The 12,869-nt window shown below is 59.2% G+C and carries 12 protein-coding genes; 10 read left to right on the forward strand and 2 right to left on the reverse strand.

Annotated features, from left to right (window positions below; genetic code table 11):
- Positions 1-193: 193 nt before the first annotated feature.
- From IIY41_RS00555 to IIY41_RS00595, 9 genes are all read left to right on the forward strand, one after another.
- A complete protein-coding gene (locus IIY41_RS00555) occupies positions 194-538 on the forward strand; it encodes an ATP synthase subunit C (protein WP_009324542.1) in 345 nt (114 codons plus the stop codon).
- Between the two features lie 3 nt (positions 539-541).
- Positions 542-850: a V-type ATP synthase subunit F gene (locus IIY41_RS00560; RefSeq protein WP_009324543.1), complete on the forward strand. Its 309-nt coding sequence runs from the start codon at positions 542-544 to the stop codon at positions 848-850.
- 10 nt (positions 851-860) lie between these two features.
- Positions 861-1,478, forward strand: a complete 618-nt coding sequence (locus IIY41_RS00565; RefSeq protein WP_117473039.1) for a V-type ATP synthase subunit E family protein — start codon at positions 861-863, stop codon at positions 1,476-1,478.
- A 115-nt stretch (positions 1,479-1,593) separates the two neighbouring features.
- Positions 1,594-3,366 (forward strand): V-type ATP synthase subunit A, encoded by a 1,773-nt coding sequence (locus IIY41_RS00570; protein ID WP_009324545.1) that lies wholly within the window; start codon positions 1,594-1,596, stop codon positions 3,364-3,366.
- Between the two features lie 20 nt (positions 3,367-3,386).
- Entirely contained in the window at positions 3,387-4,760 is a 1,374-nt protein-coding gene (locus IIY41_RS00575) for a V-type ATP synthase subunit B (protein WP_058722888.1), read from the forward strand.
- 50 nt (positions 4,761-4,810) lie between these two features.
- Positions 4,811-5,425, forward strand: coding sequence for a V-type ATP synthase subunit D (locus IIY41_RS00580; RefSeq protein WP_009324547.1), 615 nt, complete (start codon positions 4,811-4,813; stop codon positions 5,423-5,425).
- A 312-nt stretch (positions 5,426-5,737) separates the two neighbouring features.
- A complete protein-coding gene (locus tag IIY41_RS00585) occupies positions 5,738-6,244 on the forward strand; it encodes a MarR family winged helix-turn-helix transcriptional regulator (RefSeq protein WP_009324548.1) in 507 nt (168 codons plus the stop codon).
- The gene (locus tag IIY41_RS00590; protein WP_119980468.1) at positions 6,241-8,481 is read left to right on the forward strand and encodes an ABC transporter ATP-binding protein; all 2,241 of its coding nucleotides are present in this window, start codon (positions 6,241-6,243) and stop codon (positions 8,479-8,481) included. Before IIY41_RS00585 ends, IIY41_RS00590 begins: the two co-directional genes overlap by 4 nt.
- Positions 8,481-10,328 carry an ABC transporter ATP-binding protein gene (locus IIY41_RS00595; protein ID WP_055081148.1) on the forward strand — a complete coding sequence of 616 codons (1,848 nt, stop codon included), beginning with the start codon at positions 8,481-8,483 and terminating at the stop codon, positions 10,326-10,328. The genes IIY41_RS00590 and IIY41_RS00595 overlap by 1 nt, the downstream gene beginning before the upstream one ends.
- A 163-nt stretch (positions 10,329-10,491) precedes the next feature.
- Here IIY41_RS00595 and IIY41_RS00600 read toward each other — a convergent pair whose 3' ends face one another.
- Positions 10,492-11,484, reverse strand: coding sequence for an HAAS signaling domain-containing protein (locus tag IIY41_RS00600; protein ID WP_287399162.1), 993 nt, complete (start codon positions 11,482-11,484; stop codon positions 10,492-10,494).
- Positions 11,481-11,792 (reverse strand): PadR family transcriptional regulator, encoded by a 312-nt coding sequence (locus IIY41_RS00605; protein WP_009324552.1) that lies wholly within the window; start codon positions 11,790-11,792, stop codon positions 11,481-11,483. Before IIY41_RS00605 ends, IIY41_RS00600 begins: the two co-directional genes overlap by 4 nt.
- Before the next feature lie 434 nt (positions 11,793-12,226).
- Between IIY41_RS00605 and IIY41_RS00610 the strand changes: the two genes are divergently transcribed.
- Entirely contained in the window at positions 12,227-12,649 is a 423-nt protein-coding gene (locus tag IIY41_RS00610) for a DUF3788 domain-containing protein (RefSeq protein ID WP_055081150.1), read from the forward strand.
- Positions 12,650-12,869 lie beyond the last annotated feature (220 nt).

The raw sequence follows: 12,869 nt of genomic DNA on the forward strand, positions 1-12,869 counted from the left end.
GTTTGTGAATAGATTTTTTTATAGCTTTGCACAGCAAAGCTATAAAAAACGGTCCTGTGGGCCGTCCCGGCCCACGGCCTAAGATTTCAAGCGCCCGGGCACAAAGTGCCCGGATGCGTGTAAAAAATAGTAGCTGCGCTATTATTTTTTATATCAACACAACGCCGCTTTGCGGCAGAATGGAGTATCTGTTATGAAAAAGATGAATGTTAAAAAGTTTGCCCGCACCTTTCTGGTACTGATTGCCGTATTCGCACTGGCGTGCGCCTTTTCCAGCATGGCCTTCGCCGCCGACGGCGAGACCGCAGCCGCCGCTCCCGACAACAATATGGGCATCGGCATGATCGCCGCCGCCCTGGCCGTGGGCGTCGCCGGCATCGGCGCCGGCATTGCCGTCGGTTCCGGCGCGCCCGCCGCCATCGGCGCCCTCACCGAGGACCCGAAGAGCTTCGGCAAAGCGCTGATCTTCGTGGTTCTGGGCGAAGGCATCGCGCTGTACGGCATGCTCATCGCCATCCTCATCATCACCAAGTTTTAAGCCATGAAATATTTCCTGATCAGCGACAACGTGGACACGCTGGCCGGCATGCGGCTGGTGGGCGTCAGAGGCGTCGTGGTGCACGAAGAGGACGAAGTGCGCGCGGCGCTGGACAAGGCCTGTGCGGACCCGGACATCGGCCTTGTGCTCATCACCGACAAGCTGGTCGCGAAATGCTCCGCGGTCGTATTTGAATACAAGCTCACGCGCAAGCGGCCGCTCATCGTCGAAATGCCGGACCGCCACAGCGACTCGAACCCCGGCGACAGCATCAAACGCTATATCTCCGAGGTCGTGGGCGTTAAAATTTGAGGTGACGAGCATGAATAAGAAAGCAGCCGAGCAGCAGCGCGCCGCGCGCAGCATGGAAACGCCGGAGCAATACTCCGAGTTCGAGGACTCTGTCATTGAAGCGGCAAAAACGCAGGCGCAGCGCATCATCGACGACGCCAGGCGCCAGGGGGACGCCAACTTTGACAAGCTGATGGAGGGCCACCGGGGCGACCCGCTCATCCCCTACCGGGAAGAGGCCAAGAACCGTCTGGCCCGCAAAATGGCCTCGGTCAAGCAGGACAACCGCAAAAAGCTGCTGGTGTACCGCAGCCAGCTTGTGAACGGCCTGTTTGCCGAAATGGAAGAAGCGCTGGAGGAGTACACCGGGACACCCGCTTACGCCCAGCGCGTGGCGGACGCGCTGGCCAGGCGCGCACCGGAAATTTCCGGCAAATGCACGGTGCGCCTGCGCCGTGCCGACGAGGCGCTGCTGGCCCCCGTGGTGAAAAAGGCCCTGCCCTCGGCGGATATCGCCGTGGACGGTTCCATCCGTCTGGGCGGCGTCAAGCTGGAGACACAGCATATCCTGTACGACGAAACGCTGGATTTCGCCGCCGCAGCCGAGCGCGCCGCCTTTTTGACGCGCTGCAAGCTGCGGGTGGAGTAACGCGCGCCTGCGCGCCCATCCGGGCGCGCAGGCGCGCAAACGAGTATGGGCCGCTGCCGGAAAAGCCGTTTTTTCAAGCGTTTTTTCCGGACGGCCTGGAATTAGGAGCAAGCCTATGAAAGATGTAATTTATTCGATCAACGGGCCTGTCGTCACGGTGAAGGATACCAGCACGTTCGGCATGGCGGAGATGGTGTACGTCGGAAACGCGGGCCTCATCGGCGAGGTCATCAGCGTCAGCGAAGCGCGCACCACCATCCAGGTGTACGAGAACACCACCGGCCTGCTGGTGGGTGAGCCCGTCAAGGGCACCGGCGCGCCGCTCTCCGCCACGCTCGGGCCCGGCATCATGGAAAATATTTTTGACGGCATCGAGCGTCCGCTCACGGATATCGCCCAAAAAAACGGCGCGTTCATCGCCACGGGCGTCCATGTGGACAGCCTGGATATGGCCCGCAGGTGGGATGTGACCGTCACCGTCAAGCCCGGCGACAGCGTTTCGGGCGGCACCGTCGTCGCAACCTGCCCGGAGACCAGCATCATCACCCACAAAAGCATGGTGCCCCCGGATATTTCCGGCGTCGTTACCTGGGCCGCTGAAAACGGCCAATATACCGTGACGGACCCCATCTGTAAGATAACGACGGCCTCCGGTGAGGAAAAGACCGTTTGTCTGGCACAAAAGTGGCCCATCCGCACGCCCCGTCCCGTGGCCGCGCGGGAGCCCATCGGCCGTCCGCTCATCACGGGCCAGCGCGTCATCGACACGCTGTTTCCCATTGCAAAGGGCGGCACGGCCGCCATTCCCGGCGGCTTCGGCACCGGCAAGACGATGACGCAGCACCAGCTTGCCAAGTGGAGCGACGCGGACATCATCATCTATGTGGGCTGCGGCGAGCGCGGCAACGAGATGACGCAGGTGCTGAACGAATTCCGCGAGCTGATCGACCCCAAAAGCGGCAAGCCCATGACGGAGCGCACGGTGCTCATCGCTAATACCAGCAATATGCCCGTGGCCGCACGCGAGGCGTCCATCTACACGGGCATCACGCTGGCGGAATACTACCGCGACATGGGCTACGACGTGGCCATGATGGCGGATTCCACGTCCCGCTGGGCAGAAGCGCTGCGCGAGATCTCCGGCCGTCTGGAGGAGATGCCCGCCGAAGAGGGCTTCCCCGCCTACCTGCCCAGCCGCTTGGCCGCGTTCTATGAGCGCGCGGGCTGCGTGCAGTCCCTTTCCGGCGCGGCGGGCAGCGTGTCCATCATCGGCGCGGTTTCGCCCCAGGGCAGCGATTTTTCGGAGCCCGTCACCCAGAACACCAAGCGTTTCGTGCGCTGCTTTCTGGCGCTGGACAAAAGCCTCGCCTACGCGCGCCATTACCCCGCCATCAACTGGACCATGAGCTACAGCGAATATTACGAAGACCTGGACCCCTACTACACCGAGCATCTGGGTGAAAAGTTCTGCACCATGCGCGGCCGCATCCTGGGCCTGCTCAGCGAGGAAAACAAGCTGATGGAGATCGTCAAGCTCATCGGCTCGGATGTGCTGCCCGACAGCCAGAAGGTCGTCATTGAGACGGCGCGCGTCATCCGGACGGGCTTTCTGCAGCAGAACGCTTTCCACAAAAACGACACCTATGTGCCGCTGGACAAACAGATGTGGATGATGGAGGCCATTCTCCACCTGTATGACCGCGCCGTGGAGCTGGTGGACAAGGGCGTTCCCGTCAGTGCCATGGCCGAAGCGGGGCTGTTCGACAAGCTGGTAAAGGTAAAGTATGAGATTCCCAACGACAAGCCGGAAATGTTCGGCGAGTACAACAAGGAGCTGGACGATATGTGCGCGCAGCTGCTTGCAAAGCAGACCCCTGCGGCGGGCTGAACGGAAAGGAGCGTTTGCATATGGCAATGGAATATTTGGGCCTTTCTGACATCAACGGCCCGCTTGTCGCGGTGGACGGCGTAAAAGGCGTCGGCTTCGAGGAAATGGTGGAGATGAAAACCGCCACCGGCACGCGCCTGGGCCGCATCGCGGCGTTGGAAGGCGAGCGCGCCGTCATCCAGGTGTTTGCGGGCACCAGCGGCATGACGCTTTCAGGCACGGCCAGCCGCTTTACGGGCAGCCCCATGCGCCTGGCGCTCGCGCCCGAGATCGTGGGCCGCATTTTCAACGGCGCGGGCGAACCCATCGACGGCCTCGGCCCTGTTTACGCCGAGCGCTTCGAGGATATCAACGGCAGCGCCATCAACCCTGTCTCCCGCAGTTATCCGCGCAACTACATCCGCACGGGTATTTCTTCCATCGACAGCCTTATTACGCTGATCCGCGGCCAGAAGCTGCCCATCTTCTCCGGCAGCGGCATGAGCCACAACAAGCTTGCCGCGCAGATCGTGCGGCAGGCCAAGCTGAGTGAGGATGAGGGTGCCAACTTCGGCGTGGTGTTCTGCGCCATGGGCGTGACCAAGGACGTGGCGGAATATTTCCGCCGCAGCTTTGAAGAATCCGGCGCGCTGTCCCGTGTTACAATGTTTTTGAACCTCTCGTCCGACCCCATCGTAGAGCGCATCCTCACGCCGCGCTGCGCGCTGACAGCGGCCGAATACCTCGCCTTCGAGCAGGGCATGCATATCCTCGTGGTGATGACGGATATGACCAGCTACGCCGAAGCGCTGCGCGAATTCTCATCCTCCAAGGGCGAGATCCCGGGCCGCAAGGGCTATCCGGGCTATCTTTATTCCGACCTCGCCAGCCTGTACGAGCGCGCGGGCGTTATCGAGGGGCGCGAGGGCAGCGTAACGCAGATTCCCATTCTGACGATGCCCAACGACGATATCACACACCCCATCCCCGATTTGACAGGCTATATCACCGAAGGGCAGATCGTGCTGGACCGCTACCTGGACCAGCAGGGCGTTTATCCGCCCATCAGTGTTCTGCCCAGCCTGTCCCGCCTGATGAAGGACGGCATCGGCGAAGGCTACACCCGTGCCGATCACGCGGACGTTTCCAACCAGCTGTTCGCCAGCTACGCCAAGGTAAACGACGCGCGGGACCTGGCCAGCGTCATCGGCGAAGAGGAGCTTGGCGAGACCGATAAACTGTATCTGGATTTCGGCGCCCACTTCGAAAAAGAATTTCTGGGCCAGGGCCCCAATGAGGACCGCACCATCGACCAGAGCCTGGACCTTGGCTGGCGCCTGCTCTCCATCCTGCCCCGCGAGGAGCTGGACCGTGTGGACGAAGCCGTGCTGGAACAGCATTACCGCAAGCATTGAGCCGGCCGCCCATGCGGGCCGGACAGATTCATTGAAATGGAGGTGAGCCCATGGCCGAACAGATCTTCCCCACAAAGGGCAATTTGATCGCCTGCAAAAAAAACCTGACGCTGGCAAAACTGGGCTTCGACCTTTTGGACCGCAAACGCAATGTGCTGATGCGCGAGATGATGAAGCTCATCGACGAAGCGGCCGGTATGCAGCGCGCCATCGGCGACACGTTCATCAAGGCATACAAAGCGCTGGAGAGCGCCAATATCACGCTGGGCATCGAGCATGCCCTGGAGGGCGCCGTTCCCGAGGAAAAAGGCTTTTCCGTCACGGGACACAGCATCATGGGCGTGGACCTGCCCACCGGGCATCTGGCCAGCCGGCCTCTGTACCCCTACTACGGCTTCTCCGGCAGCAATGCCCAGCTCGACTACGCCTATGTCTGCTTCGATAAAGTCAAACAGCTCTGCGCGCAGCTCGCAGGCATTGAAAACAGCGTTTACCGGTTGGCCATGGCCATCAAAAAGACACAGCGCCGCGCCAACATGCTGGAAAATGTGGTCATTCCCCGCCTGGAGGGCAACATCAAATTTATTTCCGGCACGCTGGAAGAGCATGAACGCGAAGAATTCACGCGTTTGAAGGTCATCAAACGGATGAAGGTAAAAAAATAGCCTTATGCTTTTTCGTGTCCGCAGCCTTTTCCCGGCCGCGGCCGTCACAGACAGAAAAAACGACCGTTTCCTGCAAAAGCCATCGCCCCCGGCGGCGCATCCCGCGCCTACCGGGGGCGATGGCTTTCATAACCTGTGGAACAGACGTTTGCGCATTCTGCCCAGAAAAATTTGAATGATTTGTGAACTTTCCCGATTCCCGCTTGACGACAGGTATATTTTGCCGTATATTAGTTAAGCAGCCTAATTATTAAAATTGTTAACAATTAGGCATATTAACTTTTAACAAGCAAATCCAACAGGAGGTAAACCATGAAGGGGCTGGAAAACAACGCCGCCGAGCTGTTCCGGCTGATGGACCGGGTGCGCAAAGCCTGGCAGAGCGTCACCCCGTGCGAACATCTGAGCAAATCTCAGTTTGGCACACTTATGGCCATTGCCCACCACGGCAGAATGCCCGGGCAAAGCTGCACGCCGTCTCAGGAACATGGCGCTCTTACGCTGACCGCGCTTGCGGGCGCCATGCATCAAAGCCTGCCCGCATTGAGCCAGCGCGTCAGCGCGCTGGAGGCACAGGGCTATGTGGAGCGCGTGCCCGACCCGGATGACCGGCGTGTCATCGGCGTCTGCGTCACCCCGGAGGGGCGCACTGTGATGGAAGTGGCCTACCGCCGTTTCGGCAGCATTCTTTCCCAGTCGATCGACTATCTTGGCCCCCAAAATTTTGAAACGCTTTTGCATCTGCTGGGCGAACTGGCCATTGCGCTGGAGCAGGCGGTCGCCGCACAGGAAGAAGAACGGGAGAGTGATTCCAAATGATGAAATTGAAGCGCTACCTAAAGCCCTATATCGGCTTCGCGCTGGCGGCCATCGTGCTGATGTTCTGCCAGGCCGCCGTGGATCTTAATTTGCCCAACCTCATGAGCGATATCGTGAATGTGGGCATCCAGCAGGGCGGTATCACCGAGGCCGCGCCAAAAGCGGTTTCCGCCGAGGGCTTGCAGCTGATGAGCGCCTTTATGTCCGAGGAGGACCGGGCTCTTGCCCAAAGCCAGTATGTCCTGGCCGAACAGGCAAACATGACGGCGGATGAATGGGATCGGTTTGTGACAGATTGGCCCAAGGTATCTGACACCGATGTATACCGACAGATTCCGAATCTGGACGACAGCACGCAAGCTCAACTGGACAGCGCGTTCAGCCGTGCGTCCTATGCGCTGATGACTGTTGTTAAGGACCTTGCCGAGCAAAGCGGGCAGGACATCGCTGCCGGCGATACCGACAGCAAGGCCATGGACATGTCCAAACTGGGCGAGCTTGTCCCCATGCTTGCCATGCTGCCTCAGGGCATGGTAGACGATGCCATTGCCGCTGCCGCCGCTACGCCGGAAAGCATGCTCAGCCAGACGGCCGCCGTGTTCACCAAAGGCTTTTACATGCAGCTTGGCGCGGATACAGACGCCATGCAGACAAGCTATATCTTCCGCACCGGCGGCAAAATGCTGCTGATGGCCCTTCTGCTGGCCGTGTGCGCCATCAGCGTCGGCTTCTGCGGCAGCCGCATGGGCGCGGGCATCGCGCGGGATCTGCGGCGGGATATTTTCGCAAAAGTGACCAGCTTTACCAACAATGAATACGACAAATTCGGCACCGCCAGCCTCATCACCCGCAGCACCAACGACGTGACGCAGGTGCAGGGGCTTGTAACGATGGGCCTGCGTATCATGTGCTACGCGCCCATCATCGGAATCGGCGGCACCATTATGGCCCTGAGCAAAAGCGTGAGCATGGCGTGGGTCATCGCGCTGGCCGTAGTGCTCATTCTGGGCCTCATCTGCACGATCTCCGCCATCGCCATGCCCCGCTTCAAGATCATGCAGCAGCTGGTGGATAAGCTGAACCTTGTCAGCCGCGAGAATCTTTCAGGCATGATGGTCATCCGCGCGTTCGCCACGCAGGATTTTGAAGAGAAACGCTTCGACAAAGCCAATAAGGACCTTGCCGACAACAACCTGTTCGTGTTCCGCGCCATGGCCACGATGATGCCTGTGATGATGCTGGTAATGAACGGCGTTTCTCTGCTGATCGTATGGGTCGGCGGCCACCAGATCGCGGATTCCGCCATGCAGGTGGGCGACATGATGGCCTTCATCCAGTACACCATGCAGATCATTATGAGCTTCCTCATGATCAGCATGATGTTCGTGATGGTCCCCCGCGCCTCCGTCTCGGCGGGCCGCATCGCGGATGTCCTTGCCAGCGAAAGCAGCGTGCAGGACGCGCCCCAGCCCAGGCACCTGCCGGAAAAAGTGAAAGGGCTTGTGCAGTTCAACGACGTCTCCTTCCACTATGAGGGCGCGGACGAAAATGTGCTGGAGCATGTAACATTTACGGCCCGGCCCGGCGAGACAACGGCCTTCATCGGCTCCACCGGCAGCGGCAAATCCACGCTTATCAATCTCATTCCCCGTTTTTACGACGTATCGGCCGGCAGCGTCACAGTGGACGGCGTGGACGTTCGCGACATCCCACAGCATGAGCTGCGCGACGCCATTGGTTATGTGCCGCAGAAAGGCGTGCTGTTCAGCGGGGACATCAGCTCCAATCTGCGTTACGGCGGCGAGGACGCCGACGCGGATGTGCTGCGCCGGGCCGCCGAGGTGGCCCAGGCCACAGAATTCATCGACGAGCTGCCGGACGGCTTTGAAACCGCCATCAGTCAGGGCGGCACCAATGTTTCGGGCGGACAGCGCCAGCGTCTTTCCATCGCCCGCGCGCTGGTAAAGAAAGCGCCTGTTTACATCTTTGACGACACCTTCTCCGCGCTGGATTTCAAAACAGACGCAAAGCTGCGCAAGGCATTGAAGGGCTACACCGAAGGCGCCACCGTGCTCATCGTGGCACAGCGCGTTTCCACCATCATGCATGCCGAACAGATCGTGGTGCTGGACGAGGGCCGCGTTATGGGAATCGGCACGCACAGGGAGCTGCTGGCAAGCTGCAAGACCTACCGTGAGATCGCGGAAAGCCAGCTTTCAAAGGAGGAATTGGCATAATGGCAGAGCAAAAACACAGAGGCCCCATGGGCGGCGGCCCCCGCGGCATGATGCCCGGTGAAAAAGCCAAGGACTTCAAAGGCACCATGGGAAAACTCATTTCATACCTGGGCAAATATCTGCCCGCCATCATCGCGGTGATGCTGTTTGCCATCGCTTCCACCGTGTTTTCCATCATCGGCCCGAAAATTCTTGGCAACGCCACCACCGAGCTGTTTAACGGCATCATCGCCCAGCTCACGGGCACCGGCGGCATCGACTTTGAGGCCGTGGCCCGCATCCTGCTCTTCCTTGGCATTATATATCTGGTCTCAGCCGTGCTGTCTTATATCCAGGGCTTTATCATGACAAAAGTCTCTACCCAGATCAGCTACGGAATGCGCAGGGATATCAGCCAGAAGATCAACCGCATGCCTCTGGCTTATTTTGACCGTGTACCCAACGGTGAAGTGCTCAGCCGCATCACCAACGACGTGGACACCGTGACGCAGACACTCAACCAGAGCATGACGCAGATCGTCACCAGCGTGACGCAGTTTATCGGCGTTCTGGTGATGATGCTCACCATCAGCCCGCTGATGACGCTGGTTGCCCTGTGCATCCTGCCGCTGAGCCTCATCATCGTCAGCAACGTGGTCAAGCGCAGCCAGCCCTTTTTCCAAAAGCAGCAGGCTTATCTGGGCCACGCCAACGGACACGTGGAGGAGATGTATGGCGGTCATCTGGTGGTAACGGCCTTCAACGGTGAAGAAAAAAGCATCAAGACGTTCAACGAAATCAACGATAACCTGTATAACTCGGCCTGGAAAAGCCAGTTTCTCTCCGGCATGATGATGCCGCTGATGAACTTTGTCGGCAACCTGGGCTATGTGGGCATCTGTATTCTGGGCGGCTTCCTTTCGCTGAACGGCACCATCACCGTGGGCGACATTCAGGCGTTTATCCAGTATGTGCGCAGCTTCACGCAGCCCATCCAGCAAATCGCCAACATCTCCAATGTGCTGCAGCAGACAGCCGCGGCCGCCGAGCGCGTGTTTGAGTTTCTGGACGAGACGGAGGAAACGCCCGACCCCGAGCAGCCTCTCTCGCCGGACCTGATTCAGGGTGAGGTTGCATTTGCCCACGTCCATTTCGGGTACACACCGGAAAAAACCATCATCAACGACTTTTCCGCCATCATCCAGCCCGGCCAGAAAGTAGCCATCGTAGGCCCCACTGGCGCGGGCAAAACCACCATGGTCAAGCTGCTGATGCGTTTTTACGACGTGAGCGAGGGCGCTATCCTTCTGGACGGCTACGATGTGCGCCAGTTTGCCCGCAACGACCTGCGCGATATGTTCGGCATGGTGCTGCAGGATACCTGGCTGTACAACGGCACCATTCTGGAAAATATCCGCTACGGCCGCCTTGCGGCTTCGGACGAGGATGTGCTGGCGGCCGCCAAGGCCGCGCAGGTGGACCACTTTGTGCGCACGCTGCCTCAGGGTTACGACACTGTGCTCAACGAGGAAGCCAGCAATATCAGCCAGGGCCAGAAGCAGCTGCTCACCATCGCCCGCACCATCGTCTCCGAGCCGAAGATCCTCATCTTCGACGAGGCCACCTCCAGCGTGGATACCCGCACGGAGATCGCCATCCAGAAAGCCATGGACCATCTGATGGAGGGCCGCACCAGCTTTATCATTGCCCACCGCCTGTCCACCATCCGCGACGCGGACCTCATCCTTGTGATGAAGGACGGAGATATTGTAGAGACAGGCAAACACGAAGAGCTGCTTGCCAAGGGAGGCTTCTATGCGGAGCTGTACCAAAGCCAGTTCGCGGATGTGAACGACGAGGCGGTGTAACATCGTCCGACCGTTTCCCCTTCGCGCGTCCCGTCGGGGGACCACCGCCGCCGCAGACCTCTTTTCTGCTCAAAACAATAACAAAACAGCGCGTGCTTGCCGGTGTCAGGCAAGCACGCGCTGTTTTGTTGAATGGTCCGGCCCTGTCCGCGGCACTGCTATGCTACACGAAGCGCACGTCGATGCGGCCGTTGCTGGTGGTGGCCCACAGACGCTTGGCCTGGTCCTCATAGGCACAATCCATGGGCAGGTTGTTCTGCGCATTGCTGGTGCGGCTGCTGATGGCGTAATCCCGCATATCCCCCACGACCGTTCCCGTAATGGCGGCGTTGGCTGTTTTGAACGTGAGGTCCGGCGCCTCCACATCCTCGGCGCGGACAGGCCCGTTGCTCGTCTGCATCCACAGCTTTTCGGCAAAGCGGCAGTGCTCGGCTGTGATACGCGCATTGTTGGAGGCTGCCTCGCAGTCTCCGCCTGTCACGCCGGACAGCGTGATGGGCCCGTTCGAGGTCTTGGCAGCAAGCGAGCCGAACACGCAGTTTTCCACAGTGATTCGGGCATTACTGGTTACAAACCGGCCCTTCCCTCCGGCTGAAAGGCCCGAGACCGTGATACCGGCGTTGCATGTTTTGACGCATACCTCGCCGGCAAAGTCCAGCGGCAGCTCCAGTGTGATGTCATGCGGCCCGCGCAGCAGGTCCAGCCAGTTCCATACATTAAAAATCGACATGGTATGGGTAAACAGGAATGCGCCGTCCTTTTCGGCCACAGTGACACGGTCGTTTTCCCTCGGCTGAAACAACACCCGCACGCCGCCGCCCGGCACCGCGCGCACGTTCACACGCACGTTGCGCGCGTCCACCACTACGGTATGCACCGACTCCTGAGCGGGATACTCCAGACATGCCGGACGAGGCGGTACCGCGCCCTGCCCGGGCGCCCCCTCAACAGCCTGCTGGCTCTTGTATTCGGCACGAATCTGCGCCGCGATCTCCTCCGGCGCGCCGAAGCCTGCGATGATTTCCTCCTCGGGCTTACCATTCTCTACGCCGTCGAAAATCAGCTCGTTGTAATAATCCGCCACCTGACGCTGCTCCACCGGGCCAAGCTGCGTCAGTCCCGCCATCAGCTCGTTGAGAAACGTTTCTCTGTTCATACCTCTTCCCCCTTGATAAATGCATAAATGCGCTTCACTTCGTCCCATTCGTCCAGAAATGCATCAATGCGTTCCTGGCCCGCGTCCGTGATGTAAAAATACCTGCGGATACGGCCGCCGTGCTCCTGTGTGTCCGTGGTGACGTATCCGTTTGCCTCCAGACGCTTCAGGATGGGATACAGCGTGGATTCCGACACCTCGATGCAGGAGGATACCTCCCCGATGATCTTGTAGCCATAAGATGGTCCCCGGCGCAGCACCGCCAGCACGCATACGTCCAGCAGGCCCTTTTTCCGTTGGATATCCATTCCGTGCGCTCCTTTCCTGATACTATGCAATACATACTATGTATAATATAGTATGTACCAGGTGTCTTGTCAATACTCCGGAAAAATTTTTATCGCACGCACAAAACGTAAAAAGGGCGTCCGGCTGTGCCGGACGCTCCCGCGAAGCGGCTTCAGCAAAACCGCATTGAATGCGGTTTTGCATGGTTCAAGGTTCCCAAAGCCTTGTGCGCCAGCACAGGGGCGTGTGCCATATACACGCGCAGCCGCGCAAGCGGCGGCTTTGAAGTTATTGTCCTATCTCAAAATCACATTGTGCGGATATATCTCGTTCAAATGCATTGCAGTTCTTGCGCTGTTTATTCCAACAGATGCCGGAGGTGCTCTCCAAAAGTAGACATGCTCTGCCTGCCATGCTACACTGGATACACCGATTGCAAAAGGAGGATATTCGCATGACATGGAACACGCTTTGGCCTCAGGACCGCAAGCCCACACCCGGCGATATCGCAGAGTTTGTGGACAATCCCCTGTGGAAAACACTGTGCAGCTGGCTGGAATCGGGCTACCGCACGGTGCCGCGCATCGAATACAGCCGCTGCGGTATGGCGCCGGGCTGGAATGTAAAATATAAAAAGGGAGGCCGCGCACTGTGTACCTTGTATCCGGCGGCCGGCTCGTTCACCTGCCTTGTGTGCATCGGCCAGCGGGAAGCCATGGCGGCAGAGGCGCTGCTTCCCCTCTGCTCTCCTCCGGTGCGGCAGCTGTACCACACGGCCAGCCCGCTCAACGGCAGCCGCTGGCTGATGATACCGGTAACCGATGAAGCTGTGCTTACGGACGTGAAAGAGCTGATCGGCATACGGGCGGCGGCTTAAAGCCAAAGCGGCCCGCCCCTGTTCTTTATGGCCCCCTGGCTGCTTTTCCGGGCCGTGAGAAGTTTTTATTTTCGAAGCGCAGTGAATTGTCAAACTAAGTGCAACAGGAATTGAGCTCGAAGTCCCATAATTCCTGAGCAGAATGGAAGTACAGAACTTTGCGAGGCCTGGCGTTCAACAACGCCAGGTTTCGTTTTAATGTGGCGGGAGCAACACGGGA

Origin of the sequence: Ruthenibacterium sp., from assembly GCF_017421385.1 — a bacterium.
In the GTDB taxonomy this organism is placed as follows: domain Bacteria; phylum Bacillota; class Clostridia; order Oscillospirales; family Ruminococcaceae; genus Ruthenibacterium; species Ruthenibacterium lactatiformans.

Bases quoted from the DNA above. Each gene is read 5' to 3' on its own strand.
- IIY41_RS00560 (WP_009324543.1), top strand. From the start codon at position 542: ATGAAATATTTCCTGATCAGCGACAACGTGGACACGCTGGCCGGCATG.
- IIY41_RS00610 (WP_055081150.1), top strand. From the start codon at position 12,227: ATGACATGGAACACGCTTTGGCCTCAGGACCGCAAGCCCACACCCGGC.
- IIY41_RS00570 (WP_009324545.1), top strand. From the start codon at position 1,594: ATGAAAGATGTAATTTATTCGATCAACGGGCCTGTCGTCACGGTGAAG.
- IIY41_RS00605 (WP_009324552.1), bottom strand. From the start codon at position 11,792: ATGGATATCCAACGGAAAAAGGGCCTGCTGGACGTATGCGTGCTGGCG.
- IIY41_RS00565 (WP_117473039.1), top strand. From the start codon at position 861: ATGAATAAGAAAGCAGCCGAGCAGCAGCGCGCCGCGCGCAGCATGGAA.
- IIY41_RS00595 (WP_055081148.1), top strand. From the start codon at position 8,481: ATGGCAGAGCAAAAACACAGAGGCCCCATGGGCGGCGGCCCCCGCGGC.
- IIY41_RS00590 (WP_119980468.1), top strand. From the start codon at position 6,241: ATGATGAAATTGAAGCGCTACCTAAAGCCCTATATCGGCTTCGCGCTG.
- IIY41_RS00585 (WP_009324548.1), top strand. From the start codon at position 5,738: ATGAAGGGGCTGGAAAACAACGCCGCCGAGCTGTTCCGGCTGATGGAC.
- IIY41_RS00580 (WP_009324547.1), top strand. From the start codon at position 4,811: ATGGCCGAACAGATCTTCCCCACAAAGGGCAATTTGATCGCCTGCAAA.
- IIY41_RS00575 (WP_058722888.1), top strand. From the start codon at position 3,387: ATGGCAATGGAATATTTGGGCCTTTCTGACATCAACGGCCCGCTTGTC.
- IIY41_RS00600 (WP_287399162.1), bottom strand. From the start codon at position 11,484: ATGAACAGAGAAACGTTTCTCAACGAGCTGATGGCGGGACTGACGCAG.
- IIY41_RS00555 (WP_009324542.1), top strand. From the start codon at position 194: ATGAAAAAGATGAATGTTAAAAAGTTTGCCCGCACCTTTCTGGTACTG.